Genomic DNA, 15,073 nt, shown 5'->3' with positions numbered 1-15,073 from the left:
GGCGATGCGCCGCGCCATGTTCCCTCGGCCTGCAAGCCGCTCGGGGGCTGCCGATCTCAACGCGTCCGCCCCGGCCGAGCCCTATCTGCAAGGCATCCGCATCAACCTGCAGCAGTTCATCTGGCAGGCGGCGCAGGTGGGCTTTGTCGGCCTGGTCATCGGCATGGAACGCACTGTGCTGCCGGTGGTGGCGCAGCAAGACTTTGGCGTGCCCAAATCGTCCTTTCTCTACCTGATGAGCTTCGTCATCTCCTTCGGGCTAGTGAAGGGCATGCTCAATTTCGTCGCTGGGCGGCTGTCCGAGCGCATTGGGCGTAAGCCGGTGCTGGTGATGGGCTGGGTGGCGGCCATCCCCATCCCGCTGCTGATCTACTTTGCACCCAACTGGTGGTGGGTGGTGGTGGCGAATCTGTTTCTCGGCATCAACCAGGGTTTCGCCTGGAGCATGACGGTGACCAGCAAGGTGGACATCACCCGCGCCGAGCAACGGGGACTTGCCACCGGCATCAACGAGTTCGCGGGCTATGCCGCGGTGGGGCTGGCGGGCATCGTCACCGGCTATCTGGCGCAGCTCTACGGCCCGCGCCCCGCCCTGCTGGGATTCGCTCTGCTGGTGATTGCCGCAGGGCTTACAACCGCGCTGCTGTTCGTGCGCGAGACCCTGCCCTGGGCGCGCGCCGAGAGCCAGCGTCATGCCGACGGCAAGCATCAGGGCGTCAGGCCAAGGTTCGCCGAAGGGCTGCCCGCGCATCCGTCCTCATTGCAGGTGTTCGCCTTCGTGTCGTTTCGCCACGCCACGTTTTCGGCGCTATGTCAGGCCGGGGTGGCCAACAAGGTGGCCGACACCCTGCTGTGGGTGCTGTTTCCGCTGTATCTGCACGGCCACGGCCTGAGCGTGGTGGACATCGGTTGGGTCACGGGGGTCTATGGCCTGACATGGGGCGCCTCGCAGTTGTGGACCGGGCCGCTGTCGGACCGCATCGGCCGCAAGCCGACCATCGTTTGCGGGCTGTGGCTGCTGGCGGCGGGCGTGGCTGCCGTCACGCTGGTCGCGGGCACAGTCGCCTGGCTGGCTGCCGCCGTGGTGATGGGCGTGGGCATGGCGTTGCTCTATCCCAACCTCATCGCCGCGGTGGCCGACATCTCGCACCCGAACTGGCGCAGTTCCTCGCTGGGCGCCTACCGCTACTGGCGCGACACCGGCTACGCCCTGGGCGCGCTGGTGTTGGGGGCCATTGCGCAGGTTGCCGGGCTGATCGCCCCGGCGTTCTGGTTTACCGCGGCGCTGCTGGCCGCATCAGGGTTTTGGGTGCTGCTGCGCGCGCAGGAAACTCACCCGCGACTTACTTCACCGTCACCGTCCCGGTCATGAAGGTGTGCACCGCGCAGTGGTAGGGAAAACTGCCGGGCTTGTCGAAGGTGTGGCTGAACGATTTGCCTGGCTGGAGCAGGCCCGAGTCCCAAAGTTTGGTATCGCTGGTCGCAGTGTGGGCAAAGCTGTCGTCATTGGTCCAGGTCACCGTGGTTCCGGGCGCGACCGTCACCGTGTCGGGATGAAAATTCATGCCCTTGATCTGAATCTGCACCGTGGCCGCCAACGCGCAGCATGGCCAGACGAGCAAGGCGAGAATCGCGGTTCTGATGAACGGTCTGCGCATGGCAAGCTCCTGTAGAGCCGTTCAAATTAGGCGCACCACCGCAACGTCGCAACAAGGACATTCCCCATGCCCGACGATCAACACCCTCGCACACCACCGCCGGAGGCAACGGCGGCGATCTTCCTCGCCTTTCTGCGGCTGGGGCTCACGGCGTTCGGCGGGCCGATTGTGCATCTGGAATATTTCCGCCGCGAGTTCGTCGAGCGACGCGGCTGGCTGTCGGCGCAGGCCTATGGCGATCTGGTGGCGTTGTGCCAGTTCCTGCCCGGCCCGGCGAGTTCGCAAACCGGCATCGGGCTGGGGCTGATGCGCGGCGGTTTGCGCGGCGCGCTGGCCGCCTGGCTGGGCTTCACCCTGCCTTCGGCACTGGCGATGACCGCCTTCGCCTTGCTGCTCACGCATGTCGGCGCGCTGGCCCACGGCACCTGGCTGCATGGCCTCAAGCTGGTCGCCGTCGCCGTGGTGGCGCAGGCGCTGTGGGGCATGGGCCGCAGCCTGTGCCCGGATCGGGAGCGCGCCAGTCTGGCGGTGGCGGCTGCGGTGCTGGCCGCGCTGATGCCCGGCGTCAGCGGCCAACTCGCCGTCATTCTTCTCGGCGCGGTGGTCGGGCGCTGGCTGCTGCGCCCCCCGGTGGAAGCGGTGCATGCGCCGCTGCACGTGCCGCTGCGTCATCGCAGCGCCGTCGTGCTGCTCGCGGCGTTCGGCGCGCTGCTGGTCGGCTTGCCGCTGCTCGCGGCTACCTTGCATCAGCCCGCGCTGGCGCTTTTTTCCAGTTTCTATCAATCCGGCGCACTGGTGTTTGGCGGCGGCCATGTGGTGCTGCCGCTGCTGCAGGCCCAGGTCGTTCCGGCAGGCATGGACAACTCCACCTTCCTCGCAGGCTACGGCGCGGCGCAAGCCGTGCCGGGGCCGCTGTTCACCTTCGCCGCGTTTCTGGGCGCTGCTTCGGCGCAGGGGCCGGGTGGCTGGCTGGGCGCGGGCGTGGCGTTGCTGGGTATTTTCCTGCCCAGCTTTCTGCTCGTGGCCGGCGTCTTACCGCTGTGGAACGGCCTGCGCCATCACCCCGCCATGCGCGGCGCCCTGATGGGCATCAACGCCGCTGTCGTCGGCCTGTTGCTGGCCGCGTTCTACGACCCGGTTTGGACGGCCGCCATTCACTCCCCACGTGACTTCGCCCTGGCGCTGGCCGCGCTGTTGCTGCTGCAAGTCTGGAAGGTTGCGCCGTGGGCGGTGGTGGTCGGCGGTGCGGTAGTCACCGCAATTGCGGGCTGGGCGTGAGCCCTTAAGCCAAGCCCGGGTCCTGCCCCACCAGCGCCCGTGCGAACGCCTTCGCGTCGAAGGTTTGCAGATCGTCCAGGCTTTCGCCCACGCCGATGAAATACACCGGCACCGGACGCTCGCGGGCGATGGCCGCGATCACTCCGCCCTTGGCGCTGCCGTCGAGCTTGGTGATGACCAGGCCGGTGAGCCCCAGCGCATCGTCGAAAGCGCGAACCTGCGCCAGAGCGTTCTGGCCGTTGTTGGCGTCGATCACCAGCAGGATTTCGTGCGGCGCGCCGTCCATGGCCTTGGCCGTCACGCGTTTGACCTTTTTCAGCTCTTCCATGAGGTGAAGCTGGGTGGGCAGGCGCCCGGCGGTATCGACGATCACCACGTCCATCTCGCGCGCCTTGCCTGCGCTCACGGCGTCGAAGGCCACGGCGGCCGGGTCGCCGCCGTCTTGCGAGATGACTTGCACCTGATTGCGCTGCCCCCAGGCGACGAGTTGCTCGCGCGCCGCCGCGCGGAAGGTGTCGCCCGCGGCCAGCAGCACTTTTTCATCGGCGCGCAGCAGGTGCTGGGTGAGCTTGCCGATGGTGGTGGTCTTGCCCGCGCCGTTCACGCCCACCATCATCAGCACGGTGGGGTTCTGACGACCGATGTCGAGCGGTTTTTGCAGGGGGCTGAGCAAATCGGCCAGCGCGTCGGCGAGCAGGCCGCGAACTTGGGCGGGCGTTTCGGCGCGGGTCGATTTCACGCGCCGACGCAGATCAGCCAGCAGCGCGGTGGTGGCGGGCATGCCGGCGTCGGCCATGATGAGGGCCGATTCGAGTTCTTCGTACAGCGCTTCGTCGATCTTGCTGCCGCCGAACAGGCCGCTGATGCCCGAGCCGGTCTTTCGCAGGCCGGAGCGCAGGCGGCTGAACCAACCGGAAGTCGGCTGCTCTTCGGCGACGAGCACGACAGCCTGCGATGTCTCGGCCTCAGAACTCGGCGCAGCGGCAGGCTCCACGGCCGGTGCGGCTTCAGCGGGCGCATCTAGTTGCAGTGCGGCAAGCGCGGTGATCGCCTCCGGCGCAACCTCGGCCGTCACCTCGGGCGCGGCGGTTTCGGGAGCGGATTTGCGTTTGAAAAAGCGGAACATGGACAGCCGATCGAAGAAAAGAGAACAAGATGATGCACGACAGACTCCTACAATTTACCTGCCCATGAATACCCAGTCTCCAGGCCATCGCGCCCCAAGCCCTTCCGTCCGCCCCCGCCGCGCGCACAGCGGCGAAGTCCGCATCATTGGCGGGCTGTGGAAACGCAGCAAGCTCGCCGTGCCCGATCTGCCGGGACTGCGCCCCACGCCAGACCGGGTGCGCGAGACCGTGTTCAACTGGCTCGGCCAGACGCTCGCCGGTCTGCGCGTGCTTGATCTCTACGCCGGCAGCGGCGCACTCGGGCTGGAAGCGGCCTCGCGCGGGGCGGCCTCGGTGTTGCTGATCGAACAGCATCCCCGCTGTGTGGCCGCGATTGCCGCCGCCGCGCAGCGCCTCGGCGCGACCCAAGTGCAGGTGCGAGGCGCCGATGCGCTCTGCTGCGCGCACGGCCTGGCGCGTGCCGGCGAGCGATTCGACATCGTGTTCATCGACCCGCCCTATGTCAGCGCGCAACAACTCGCCGCGCTGCAGGCGGTGCAGCCGCTGGTCGCCTCACAAGGTCTGGTTTATGTGGAGACCGATAGGGCCGAGCTCTTCGATACGCTGGAAGCCGTGGGCTGGGCTGTATGGCGACGGGGTCGAGCCGGTCAGGTGCACTTTGCTTTGCTGCGGCGCAACACTGTCGACGCGCTGGCGCCGCAAAACCCCTAAACTGCACTTCCTTTCCACGCTTACAGCCCGTTGCCATGCTGCTCGCCATCTACCCCGGCACCTTCGACCCGCTCACGCGCGGCCATGAAGACCTGGTGCGTCGCGCCAGCAAGTTGTGCGACAGGTTGTTGGTCGCCATCGCCGCCGGTCACCACAAGAACGCCATGTTCACCCTGGAAGAGCGGCTGGACATCGCACGCGAGGTGCTCTCGCCCTATCCCAATGTCGAAGTCAGCGGCTTCACCGGACTGTTGCGCGATTTCGTCGTGGCGCGCGGCGCCCAGGTGGTGGTGCGCGGGCTGCGTGCGGTCAGCGACTTTGAATACGAATTCCAGATGGCCGGCATGAACCGCCAGCTCATGCCCGACGTCGAAACCCTGTTTCTCACCCCGGCCGATCAGTACCAGTTCATTTCCGGGACGTTCGTGCGGGAAATCGCCATGCTCGGCGGCGACGTGAGCAAGTTTGTGGTTCCCTTGGTCATGGAGCGGCTGCAGGCCAAGGTGGCCCAGCGGCGCACCGCCCCGACCTGAAGATCATCATGGCCCTGTGGATCACCGACGACTGCATCAACTGCGATGTGTGCGAGCCCGAATGCCCGAACGAGGCGATTTTCATGGGCCCGGAAATTTATGAAATCAACCCCGACCGCTGCACCGAGTGCGTGGGGCATTTCGACACGCCGCAATGCGTGCAGATCTGCCCGGTGAACTGCATTCCGGTGCGGCCTGACCGGGTGGAAAGCAGAGATCAGTTGATGGAAAAGTATCGTCAACTGACCGCGGCGAAGGCGCCCGTTTCCTGAAAGAACCGTCGCTGCGTCAGGGCGCAGAGTCGGGGCTCGGCGGAATGACTACGCGGCGTTCCCGTGTTTGTTGAAGCCGGTGTTTGTGGCGCGCTGCGTGCGCTTTCTCAGCCGCCCTTTTCACTTTTTTCGCTTTTTTAGCCTCGCGCTGCTGCAAGGCCAGTAGGCGCTTTTGCTCGCGATAGACCGCTGCCGCTCTCTGCTGCTCTTGCGCCCCCTGCGCCGCGCGTTCCTGGTCGCGGGCATCGAGCAGCGCATTCAGCCGCTGCTGTTGCACTTGGGCTTGTTCGCGTTGTTCGGGGGTGCGGGCGTCCTGAGTAGGAACGGTCTGGCCCGATCCGCAAGGCTGGTGCGAGTAGGTGTTGCCGCAACGCCAGACGGGTGCGGTGGGGCTTTCGGCGGAGTGCTCGGCGGTTTGCGCGTCGGCGGATACGGCGCCCAACGCCATCAGCACGCCCACGCCGAACCGCACCAGATTGCGCATGGCTTCATCCCCTCCCCGGCTGGGCCGCGGCGGCCAACTTGCCGCCGTCGCTGCGGTTGCTGCGATGAAGCTGCATCATCGCCGCTTCGAACTCGCCTTTGAGCAGTTGCGGCAGCACCGCCCGCGATTGCTCCATGGCCTGCTCGATCAGCTTCAGCTCGGATTGCGGCGGCTTGCCCAGCACGAAGCCGATCACCGCGTCCCGGTCGCCCGGATGGCCGATGCCCAGGCGCAGACGCCAGAAGTTGGGCGTGCCCAGATGAGCGATGAGATCGCGCAGGCCGTTGTGCCCGGCGTGACCGCCGCCCAGTTTGAGCTTGGCCTGACCCGGTGGCAGATCGAGTTCGTCATGCGCCACCAGAATGTTCTCCGGCGCGATTTTGTAGAAGCGAGCGAACGCGCCGACGGACTGGCCGGATCGGTTCATATAGGTGCTGGGCTCGAGCAGCCAAAGCTCGTGACCCTGAAGACGCACCCGGGCGACATCGCCGAAAAAACCGCGCTCGGGCTTGAGGCTGGCGCCCGCGGCGGTGGCGATCTGATCGACCAGCCAGAAGCCGGCGTTGTGGCGATCGAGGGCGTGTTCAGGCCCGGGATTGCCCAGGCCGACGAGAAGCTGAATCATGCGAAATCCACCGGGATGAAGAGAGACTCATTCTCCGCGCGGCTGGCGCTGGAGCAGACCACTGAGCGCAGCCTGCGGCGTGAGTTTGCCGTCGAGCAAACGGCTCACCGCTTCGGTGATCGGCATGGACACGCGGTGCGCGCGGGCGAGTTGCAAGGCCGTCTGCGCGGTATGCACGCCCTCGGCCACATGCCCCAGCGTGGCCACGCTAAGGTCGAGCCGCGGCCCCTGCGCCAGCGACAGGCAGCCGCGGCGGTTGCGCGACAGATCGCCGGTGGCGGTCAGTACCAGATCGCCCAGACCGCTCAGGCCCATGAAGGTATCCGCCTGCCCGCCCAGCGCCACGCCCAGCCGCGAAAGCTCGGCCAGCCCTCGGGTGATGAGCGCCGCGCGCGCGTTGTTGCCCAGGCCCATGCCGTCACTCACTCCGGTAGCGATGGCCAGCACATTCTTCACCGCGCCGCCCACCTCCACGCCCACGACATCGGGCGTGGCGTAGATGCGCATTGCTCCGTGATGCAGGGCCGCCACGGCCGACTGACGCAGCGCGGCGTCGGTGCTAGCCAGAGTGAGCGCCACGGGCAGACCGCGAGCGACCTCCAGCGCAAAACTCGGGCCGGAGAGCGCACCGGTCGCCGGAGGCCCATCCATGCCAGCGAACACGGCGTCGATCACCGCATGCGGCAGCAGCCCGCTGCCCTGCTCAAAGCCCTTGCACAGCCAGACCAGTTGCTGCACGCGCGCGCCCTGCGGCTTGTCGGCGTTGAAAATCCGCACCGCCTGCGCGGCGGCCCGCAGGCCGGAGACCGGCACCGCCAGCAGCAGCAGGCCGTGGGGGCCGGCTGCGTGGCGCAGCGCCGCGTCGAGGTCGGCCGTAACGGTCATAGCCGGTGGCAAATGCACATCCGGCAAATAGGCGGCGTTGACCCGCTCCGCCTGCAAACGCTGCATCTGCGCCGTGTCGCGGCCCCAGAGCAAGACGGCCTGATGCGCCGCGATCTGACAGGCGATGCCCGTGCCCCAGGCACCGGCGCCGAGCACAGTCAGCGAGCGAGGCGGTTGTGACGACATCAGCCGTTAAAACGATCAGAACAAATCAGTTCAGGCGGTCGGGAGTAATGATGGAAGGTGCGTCATTGGCGGCCTGCTGTTGCGCCTGTTGCTGCTCGTACATGGCCTGGAAGTTGATTTCGGCCAGATGCACCGGCGGAAAGCCCGCTCGGGTGATGGCGTCGGCCAGATTGGCGCGCAGATACGGATAGACGGTCTGCGGACAGGCAATGCCAAGCAGCATGTCGGCATGTTCCTGCGGAATGTTGCGCAGCTCGAAAATGCCGGCCTGCTTGCCTTCCACCAGAAACAGCACACGGTCTTGCATGCGGGCCGTGATGGTCGCCGCCACGGTAATTTCGAACAACCCCTCGACCACGGGCTGCGCTTCCACGCTCATTTGCACGTCCACATTGGGCTGCTGCTGCTCCAGCAGGATTTGCGGCGAATTGGGCTGCTCCAGCGACAGGTCTTTCAGATAGCAACGCTGCAGCATGAAAACCGGATCGGCAGACTGCGTGTTCTCGGGGGTGGCGCTCATCAAAAATTCTCCATGGAAAAAAGCCCGCAGGATGCGGGCGTCGATTGCTTGTGGCTGATTCTAGGCCCGCCTCATGACAGCCCCGCCAGACCCACTGGCCAGCCGGGCGGCTGGATGAGCCTAGCGGGCTTCAGGCGGCGTCGCGCAGCAGGGGCATCAGGCCGCCCCGGGCGTCGAGGGCGTAGAGATCGTCGCAGCCGCCCACATGGATGTCGCCTATGAAAATCTGCGGCACGGTGCGGCGCCCGGTGGACGCCATCATGTGCTGGCGCTGACCCGGATCGAGATCGATGCGGATTTCTTCAATGTCCACCACGCCGCGTTTTTGCAACAGCGCCTTGGCGCGAATGCAATAGGGGCAGACGGCTGAGGTGTACATGCGAACCTTGTTCATACGAAAGTCATCCTTTTTCAACCGGTAGCCCGGCTTCGCGCCAAGAGCGCATCCCGCCCGACACCGCCGCAGCGTTCACAAAACCCTGCTTGCGAAGTTGGGCCGCGGCGCGCTTGGCCCGCATGCCCGATGCGCACATGATCAGCACCGGCGTGTTTTTGTCTTTGGGGAGATCACTCAAGCGCTTGTCGAGCTGGCCCAGCGGAATGCTCTTGCTGCCCACGGCATGGCCGGCCTGAAATTCATTGGGCTCGCAGACGTCGATGATCACGCCCTTTTCGCGGTTGACCTTGAGCACGGCCTGAGCCGCACTGACGCCATCCGACCCGGACACGCCGCCGTAGGAACTCCACAGCAGCATGCCGCCGGAAGTCAGGGCAATGAGCACGAGCGCCCAGTTTTCGATGAGGAACTGCACTTCAGTTTTCTCCTTGAGAGGGTGAAATTCTAAAAAATCAAATCTGCTTGCGCTGATGTATGGTTTTGTTCCATCTGCCGCATGGCGTGCGTAGGGCACCGATTGCTGCAGTGCAGCGACATTTTGCAGCTGGACTACTATTGTCCTGTGCTCCGCATTGTTTCACTCCTTCGCACTTCGAGACCTCCCATGTACAAACTCGTCATGCTGCGCCACGGTGAATCCACCTGGAATCAGCAAAACCGCTTTACCGGCTGGACCGATGTCGATCTGACCGAGCAGGGCATCCGCGAAGCCCGCGCCGCCGGACGCCTGCTCAAGGAACTGGGTTACAGCTTCGACCTGACCTATACCTCGGTGCTCAAGCGCGCCGTGCGCACCCTGTGGCTCACGCTCGACGAGCTCGACGCCATGTGGCTGCCCGTGGTGCACACTTGGCGGCTCAACGAGCGCCACTACGGCGCGCTGCAAGGTTTGAACAAGGCGGAAACCGCCGCCAAGTACGGCGACGAACAGGTGCACATCTGGCGCCGCAGCTACGACACCCCGCCCCCGCCGCTCGACGAAACCCACCGTCTGGAACTGGCCGCCGATCCGCGCTATGCCCGCCTCAAACCCGAAGAGCTGCCGCTGACCGAGTGCCTGAAAGACACCATCGCGCGGGTTCTGCCGTTCTGGCACGAGTCGCTGGCTCCGGCCATCAAGGCGGGCAAGCGCACGCTGGTGGTGTCGCACGGCAACTCCATGCGCGCCATCATGAAGTACCTGGAAAACATCTCGGACGAAGACATCACGGGGCTGAACATCCCCAACGGCATTCCGCTGGTGTACGAGCTCGACGCCGATCTCAAGCCGCTGCAGCGCTATTACCTCAACGCTGCGGGCGGCAAGGTCTGAGGCAAGGTCTGAGTCAGGCCCGCGTGCCTTATGTCTAATCAGTATCTGTTGACGTTATTCCGCAGACGCCCTGCGGGATGTGCTGTGCTCGCGTCACAAAAATAGCGCTACCCCTATACTGCCCGCTCCTTTAGCAGACACTCCGTTTGATCCACCATGGCCAGTAAATTTCGAGTCGCAGCCTGGGTTGTCGTTGGTGCCATCACCGGCATCATGGCGACCCTGCAAGTCCAGGCGCTGGCGCGCAACACCGTTTCGCCGCTACCGCTGGAAGAACTGCAGCAGTTCGCCGCGGTGTACGGACTGATCAAGGCCGACTTCTTTGAGCCGGTCGATGGCAAGAAACTGATCGAAAACGCCATCAACGGCATGGTGAACAACCTCGACCCACACTCGGAATATCTGGACAAGAAGAACTTCAAGGACTTCAAGGAAAGCACCAGCGGCAAATTCGTCGGCGTGGGCATCGAAATCGCCGCCGAAGATGGATTGGTGAAAGTGGTTTCGCCCATCGAGGGCTCGCCTGCTGCCCGGGCTGGCATTCATGCGGGCGACCTGATTACCCGCATCGACAATACCGCCGTTAAGGGTCTGAGCCTGAGCGACGCGGTCAAGCTCATGCGCGGCAAGCCGGGCACCAAGGTCACCCTCACCGTGCTGCGCAAATCGGAAAACCGCACCCTCACCTTCACCGTGACCCGCGAGCTGATTCAGGTGCAGAGCGTCAAGGGCAAGATGATCGCCCCGGGCTTTGGCTGGATTCGTATCACCCAGTTCCAGGCGGACACGCTGAGCAGCTTCGTCAAAAAAATCGACGCGCTGTACAAGGAAGACCCGAACATGAAGGGCCTGATCCTCGATCTGCGCAACGATCCGGGCGGTCTGCTCGAAAGTGCCGTGGGCGTGGCTTCGGTGTTCCTGCCGAACGACGCCGTGATCGTCAGCACCAAGGGGCAGATGCCCGAGGCCAACTCCACCTACCGCAACACCCCGAGTGACTACATGAGCCGCCCGGGCGACAACCCGCTCGACACCCTGCCCGCGGGCGTGAAGACGGTGAAGCTGGTGGTGCTCATCAACGGCGGATCGGCATCGGCCTCCGAAATCGTGACCGGCGCCTTGCAAGACTACAAGCGTGCAGTGGTCATGGGCACGCTGTCCTTCGGCAAGGGCTCGGTGCAGACCGTGCTGCCGCTCGGGCCCGACACCGCGCTCAAGCTCACCACAGCGCGCTACTACACCCCCAACGGCCAGTCGATCCAGGGCAAGGGCATCACCCCGAATTACGAGGTTGACCCGTTGGAGAGCGGCGACCCCTACGCCGCGCTGCGCATGCGCGAGATCGACTACAAGAACCAGATCGGCACCGGCAACGAGTCGGCCGACTCCAAGCGGGTCGAAGAAGATGTGCGCAAGCAGGAAGAAGCCCGGCGCCTGCTCGAAGCCGAACTCCAGAAAGACCCGAACAAGTTGCCGAAATTGCCCGAGTACGGCAGCAAGGAAGACTGGCAGGTGACGCAGGCGATGAATTATCTGGAAGGCAAGCCGGTCATCACGGCCAAGCAGCCGGCCAGCACGGCCAAGGCGAAAACCCCGGCCACGTCGGCTGCAGCCAGCGGCCCGAAGGCGGACGCCAGCGGCGCCACCAAGAGCAAGTAAGAACGAGCCATCGTCCGAGAGGGCGATGGCACCCGGCATGTCTCTCGACGATCGCCAACTGCTGCGTTATTCACGGCACATCCTGCTCGACGAAATCGGCATCGAAGGCCAGGAGCGCATCTGCGCGGGCCGCGCCCTCATTCTCGGCGCCGGCGGTCTGGGTTCACCCGCAGCGCTCTACCTGGCCAGTGCGGGGGTCGGCCGTATCACCCTAGTCGACGACGATACGGTCGACCTGACCAACCTGCAACGGCAGATCGCCCATACCGAGGCGCGCATCGGACAGCGCAAGGTCGATTCCGCGCGCGAGGCGATGCGACAGATCAACCCGTATATCGAAGTCGATGTAATCGCCCGCCGCGCTGACGCAGCCCTGCTCGACGAACTCGTCTCGGCCGCAGACGTTGCCCTGGATTGCAGCGACAACTTCGCCACCCGTCAGGCGCTGAACCGCGCCTGCGTCGCGCGCGGCGTGCCGCTGGTCAGCGGTGCGGCCATCCGCTTTGCGGGCCAGGTCAGCGTGTTCGACACCCGCCGCGATGCGCAGGGTGAGCGCGGGCCCTGCTATGCCTGCCTGTTTCCGCCAGATGCGCCGGTGGAAGAAGTGCAGTGCGCCACCATGGGCGTGCTCGCCCCTTTGGTCGGTCTGGTCGGCAGTCTGCAGGCCGTTGAAGCGCTGAAAATCCTCAGTCAGACTGGCAAAACCTTGCGCGGCAAGCTGTTGTTGATCGATGCACTAGACACTGATTTCCAGACCATCAACCTGCCGCGCAACCCGCACTGTCCGGTCTGCGGCGACCTGCACCTTCACGACTAAACACCAGCAGTCAAAACCCCGTTGCCAACGCCTGCCGCAAGTGCTCGACCAGCAGTTGAATGGCGCGGGGCGTATTGGGACTCCAGGGGCGGATCGCGTAGATCGCCTGCCCGAAAAACCCCACGGCCCGCCATTGAGGCAATACCGCTCGCAGAGTGGATGAGCGCCCGCCCAAGTCAAGGCTGAAGTCGGGCGCCAGGGCGATGCCCAGGCCGGCGCGTGCCGCCTCGCGCAGCACTTCGCTGGTGTTGGCGCGCAGCGGCCCCTGTACGGTGACGCGCACGCGCTGGGGCTCCGCGTCTTTGGCGTCTGGCTGCTCGAACATCCACACCGCCGCTCCGGGCCGCAAATAGGTCAGACAGGCGTGCTGCGCGAGTTCTGCAGGATGTTGCGGCTGGCCATGCCGACGCAGATAAGCCGCACTGGCCACCAGCAGCGAGCGCGTGTCGCACAGTTTCCAGGCCACATGGTTTTCGGGCGGCGCGGCCACATGGCGCACGGCCAGATCGAAGCCTTCCTGCGGCAGATTGCTAAGCCGGTCTGACAACTCCAGCTCGACCTGAATATCGGAGTACTTGCGCAGAAAACTCAACAAGTGCGGCGCCACATGCTGGCGTCCCAAGGCAACGGGCGCGGTCACGCGCACCAGACCCCGCGGCGTTTCCGCCAGATCGTGCACCGCCCCCACGCTGCGCACGATGTGGGCGAATGCGGGCGCCGTCTCGTCCACCAGTCGCTGCCCGGCCTCGGTCAGACGCAGGGTGCGCGTGGTGCGGCGCACCAGCGGCACGCCGATACGGCGCTCCAGTGCGGCAAGCTGCTGACTCACCGCCGCCTTGGACACGCCCAGGCGCTGTGCAGCAGCCGTCAGGCTGCCCTGAGCGGCAATGGCGCCCAGCCAGTGCACTTGCTGCCAGAGCAAGTCGTCACGCGGGGGCGAAACGGTGGACATGGCGATCTCCTCCGGTCTAATTGTTCGATTTTCTAAACAATGTTGTCAGTTTAGATCGCTATGCAAACGCGCAGGCGGCTCATAGACTTGTCGCCATTCCACATTCTTCCGTTCACAGGAGACTCGCTCATGGGCGCACCTCACCCGTTCACTGGCGCCGCCGATGTGGCGCATTTCATCGCGGGCCGCATCGTCTCGGCCGAAGGCGCGCGTAAGCAGGCCATATTCAACCCGGCCACGGGTGCGGTATCGCGACAGGTGGAACTGGCCGACGCGGCCCAGGTGGATGCCGCCGTCGCCGCCGCACACGCCGCGTTTCCGAAGTGGGCCGATATGCCGCCTGTGCGCCGCGCCCGGGTGATGTTCAAGTTTCTCGATCTGCTCAACCAGCACCGCGACACCCTGGCCGCCATGATCACTGCCGAGCACGGCAAGGTGTTCACCGACGCGCAGGGAGAGGTCACGCGGGGTATCGAAATCGTGGAGTTCGCCTGCGGCATTCCCCAACTGCTCAAGGGCGACTACACCGAGCAGGTGTCCACCGGTATCGACAACTGGACGATGCGCCAGCCGCTGGGCGTGGTGGCCGGCGTCACCCCGTTCAACTTCCCCTGCATGGTGCCGATGTGGATGTTCCCGGTGGCCATCGCGGCGGGCAATTCCTTCGTGCTCAAGCCCAGCCCGCTCGATCCGTCTCCCAGCCTGCTCATGGCCGATTTGCTCAGACTAGCTGGTCTGCCCGACGGCGTGTTCAACGTCGTGCAGGGCGACAAGGTGGCGGTCGACGCCCTGCTGGCGAACCCGGACGTCAAGGCCATCAGCTTTGTCGGCTCGACCCCGGTGGCCCATCACATTGCACAAGAGGCCGCACGCCAGGGCAAGCGCGTGCAGGCGCTGGGTGGCGCCAAGAACCACATGGTGGTGATGCCCGACGCCGACCTCGACCAAGTCGTGGACGCGCTCATCGGCAGCGCCTTCGGCTCGGCGGGCGAACGCTGCATGGCCATCTCGGTGGGTGTGCTGGTGGGCGATGTGGCCGAAAAAATTCTGCCCCGGCTGGTCGAGCGTACGCAGGCGCTGAAGGTGAAGAACGGCATGGAGCTCGATGCCGAAATGGGCCCCATCGTCACCGAGGCGGCGCGCGAGCGCATCACCGGCCTGATCGACTCCGGCGTGCAGCAAGGCGCGAAGCTGCTGGTGGACGGTCGCGGTCTTGCAGTGCCCGGACATGAAAAAGGTTTCTGGATCGGCGGCACGGTGTTCGATCAGGTCACTCCCGACATGCGCATCTATCAGGAAGAAATCTTCGGCCCGGTGCTCTCCTGCGTGCGCGTGCCCGACTTCAGCTCGGCGCTCGAACTGGTGAATGCGCATGCCTACGGCAACGGCGTGGCGTGCTTCACGCGCGACGGCCATGTGGCGCGCGAGTTCGGCCGCCGTGTGCAGGCCGGCATGGTGGGCATCAACGTGCCCATTCCCGTGCCGATGGCCTGGCATGGCTTCGGCGGCTGGAAAGCCAGCCTGTTTGGCGACATGCATGCCTATGGCGAAGAAGGCGTGCGCTTCTACACCAAGCAGAAGAGCATCATGCAGCGCTGGCCGGAAAGCACCCCCAAGGGCGCCGAGTTCGTCATGCCCACGTCCAAGTAAGCGCAGC

At 65.2% G+C, this 15,073-nt stretch carries 18 protein-coding genes; 9 read left to right on the top strand and 9 right to left on the bottom strand.

The features are described from left to right. The first annotated feature begins 16 nt into the window (after positions 1-16). On the top strand, positions 17-1,372 hold the full coding sequence (locus ABT24_RS01985; RefSeq protein WP_276728021.1) for an MFS transporter: 1,356 nt from the start codon (positions 17-19) through the stop codon (positions 1,370-1,372). Here ABT24_RS01985 and ABT24_RS01980 read toward each other — a convergent pair. Further along, positions 1,344-1,658, bottom strand: coding sequence for a cupredoxin domain-containing protein (locus tag ABT24_RS01980; RefSeq protein ID WP_276728018.1), 315 nt, complete (start codon positions 1,656-1,658; stop codon positions 1,344-1,346). The two genes, ABT24_RS01985 and ABT24_RS01980, sit on opposite strands and share 29 nt — an antisense overlap. Positions 1,659-1,724: 66 nt before the next feature. Between ABT24_RS01980 and chrA the strand changes: the two genes are divergently transcribed. Further along, positions 1,725-2,936 carry a chromate efflux transporter gene (gene chrA / locus ABT24_RS01975; protein ID WP_276728015.1) on the top strand — a complete coding sequence of 404 codons (1,212 nt, stop codon included), beginning with the start codon at positions 1,725-1,727 and terminating at the stop codon, positions 2,934-2,936. Between the two features lie 4 nt (positions 2,937-2,940). On the opposite strand, the gene ftsY is transcribed toward chrA, so the two are convergent. Continuing rightward, complete coding sequence (gene ftsY, locus ABT24_RS01970) at positions 2,941-4,062, bottom strand: signal recognition particle-docking protein FtsY (RefSeq protein WP_276728011.1); 1,122 nt, start codon at positions 4,060-4,062, stop codon at positions 2,941-2,943. A gap of 64 nt (positions 4,063-4,126) precedes the next feature. On the opposite strand from ftsY, the gene rsmD reads away from it, so the two are divergent. From rsmD to ABT24_RS01955, 3 genes are read left to right on the top strand one after another with little or no spacing between them, the layout of a single operon-like run. Beyond that, a complete protein-coding gene (gene rsmD / locus ABT24_RS01965) occupies positions 4,127-4,774 on the top strand; it encodes a 16S rRNA (guanine(966)-N(2))-methyltransferase RsmD (protein WP_276728009.1) in 648 nt (215 codons plus the stop codon). 35 nt (positions 4,775-4,809) lie between these two features. Continuing rightward, on the top strand, positions 4,810-5,307 hold the full coding sequence (coaD, locus tag ABT24_RS01960) for a pantetheine-phosphate adenylyltransferase (protein WP_013105032.1): 498 nt from the start codon (positions 4,810-4,812) through the stop codon (positions 5,305-5,307). 8 nt (positions 5,308-5,315) lie between these two features. Next, positions 5,316-5,579, top strand: coding sequence for a YfhL family 4Fe-4S dicluster ferredoxin (locus tag ABT24_RS01955; RefSeq protein ID WP_276728006.1), 264 nt, complete (start codon positions 5,316-5,318; stop codon positions 5,577-5,579). 16 nt (positions 5,580-5,595) lie between these two features. Here the strand turns inward: ABT24_RS01955 and ABT24_RS01950 are convergent, their stop codons facing one another. The 6 genes from ABT24_RS01950 to ABT24_RS01925 all read right to left on the bottom strand — a co-directional run bounded on the left by ABT24_RS01950 (position 5,596) and on the right by ABT24_RS01925 (position 9,091). Further along, entirely contained in the window at positions 5,596-6,063 is a 468-nt protein-coding gene (locus tag ABT24_RS01950) for a hypothetical protein (protein WP_276728004.1), read from the bottom strand. Between the two features lie 4 nt (positions 6,064-6,067). After that, a complete protein-coding gene (gene pth / locus ABT24_RS01945) occupies positions 6,068-6,688 on the bottom strand; it encodes an aminoacyl-tRNA hydrolase (RefSeq protein WP_276728002.1) in 621 nt (206 codons plus the stop codon). Between the two features lie 27 nt (positions 6,689-6,715). Further along, complete coding sequence (locus ABT24_RS01940; protein WP_286737301.1) at positions 6,716-7,759, bottom strand: NAD(P)H-dependent glycerol-3-phosphate dehydrogenase; 1,044 nt, start codon at positions 7,757-7,759, stop codon at positions 6,716-6,718. Between the two features lie 25 nt (positions 7,760-7,784). Then, positions 7,785-8,279 carry a protein-export chaperone SecB gene (gene secB, locus ABT24_RS01935; RefSeq protein ID WP_013105027.1) on the bottom strand — a complete coding sequence of 165 codons (495 nt, stop codon included), beginning with the start codon at positions 8,277-8,279 and terminating at the stop codon, positions 7,785-7,787. 130 nt (positions 8,280-8,409) lie between these two features. Next, positions 8,410-8,673: a glutaredoxin 3 gene (gene grxC / locus ABT24_RS01930; protein ID WP_013122477.1), complete on the bottom strand. Its 264-nt coding sequence runs from the start codon at positions 8,671-8,673 to the stop codon at positions 8,410-8,412. A 7-nt stretch (positions 8,674-8,680) separates the two neighbouring features. Then, positions 8,681-9,091: a rhodanese-like domain-containing protein gene (locus tag ABT24_RS01925; RefSeq protein ID WP_276727995.1), complete on the bottom strand. Its 411-nt coding sequence runs from the start codon at positions 9,089-9,091 to the stop codon at positions 8,681-8,683. A gap of 189 nt (positions 9,092-9,280) precedes the next feature. Here ABT24_RS01925 and gpmA point away from each other — a divergent pair, with 189 nt between their 5' ends. From gpmA to ABT24_RS01910, 3 genes are all read left to right on the top strand, one after another. Beyond that, complete coding sequence (gene gpmA / locus ABT24_RS01920) at positions 9,281-9,988, top strand: 2,3-diphosphoglycerate-dependent phosphoglycerate mutase (protein WP_156053296.1); 708 nt, start codon at positions 9,281-9,283, stop codon at positions 9,986-9,988. A gap of 156 nt (positions 9,989-10,144) precedes the next feature. After that, positions 10,145-11,647 (top strand): S41 family peptidase, encoded by a 1,503-nt coding sequence (locus tag ABT24_RS01915; RefSeq protein ID WP_276708145.1) that lies wholly within the window; start codon positions 10,145-10,147, stop codon positions 11,645-11,647. 25 nt (positions 11,648-11,672) lie between these two features. Continuing rightward, entirely contained in the window at positions 11,673-12,464 is a 792-nt protein-coding gene (locus ABT24_RS01910) for a HesA/MoeB/ThiF family protein (RefSeq protein ID WP_276727993.1), read from the top strand. A 10-nt stretch (positions 12,465-12,474) separates the two neighbouring features. Here ABT24_RS01910 and ABT24_RS01905 read toward each other — a convergent pair whose 3' ends face one another. Next, positions 12,475-13,416 (bottom strand): LysR family transcriptional regulator, encoded by a 942-nt coding sequence (locus ABT24_RS01905; RefSeq protein ID WP_276727990.1) that lies wholly within the window; start codon positions 13,414-13,416, stop codon positions 12,475-12,477. 129 nt (positions 13,417-13,545) lie between these two features. Between ABT24_RS01905 and ABT24_RS01900 the strand changes: the two genes are divergently transcribed. Continuing rightward, entirely contained in the window at positions 13,546-15,066 is a 1,521-nt protein-coding gene (locus ABT24_RS01900; protein WP_276727987.1) for a CoA-acylating methylmalonate-semialdehyde dehydrogenase, read from the top strand. Positions 15,067-15,073 lie beyond the last annotated feature (7 nt).

Source organism: Thiomonas sp. SCN 64-16 (assembly GCF_001725585.1).
In the GTDB taxonomy this organism is placed as follows: Bacteria; Pseudomonadota; Gammaproteobacteria; order Burkholderiales; family Burkholderiaceae_C; genus Thiomonas; species Thiomonas arsenitoxydans.
Note: the sequence above shows the minus strand (reverse complement) of the source record. Positions and strands in the feature narration are given on the sequence as shown.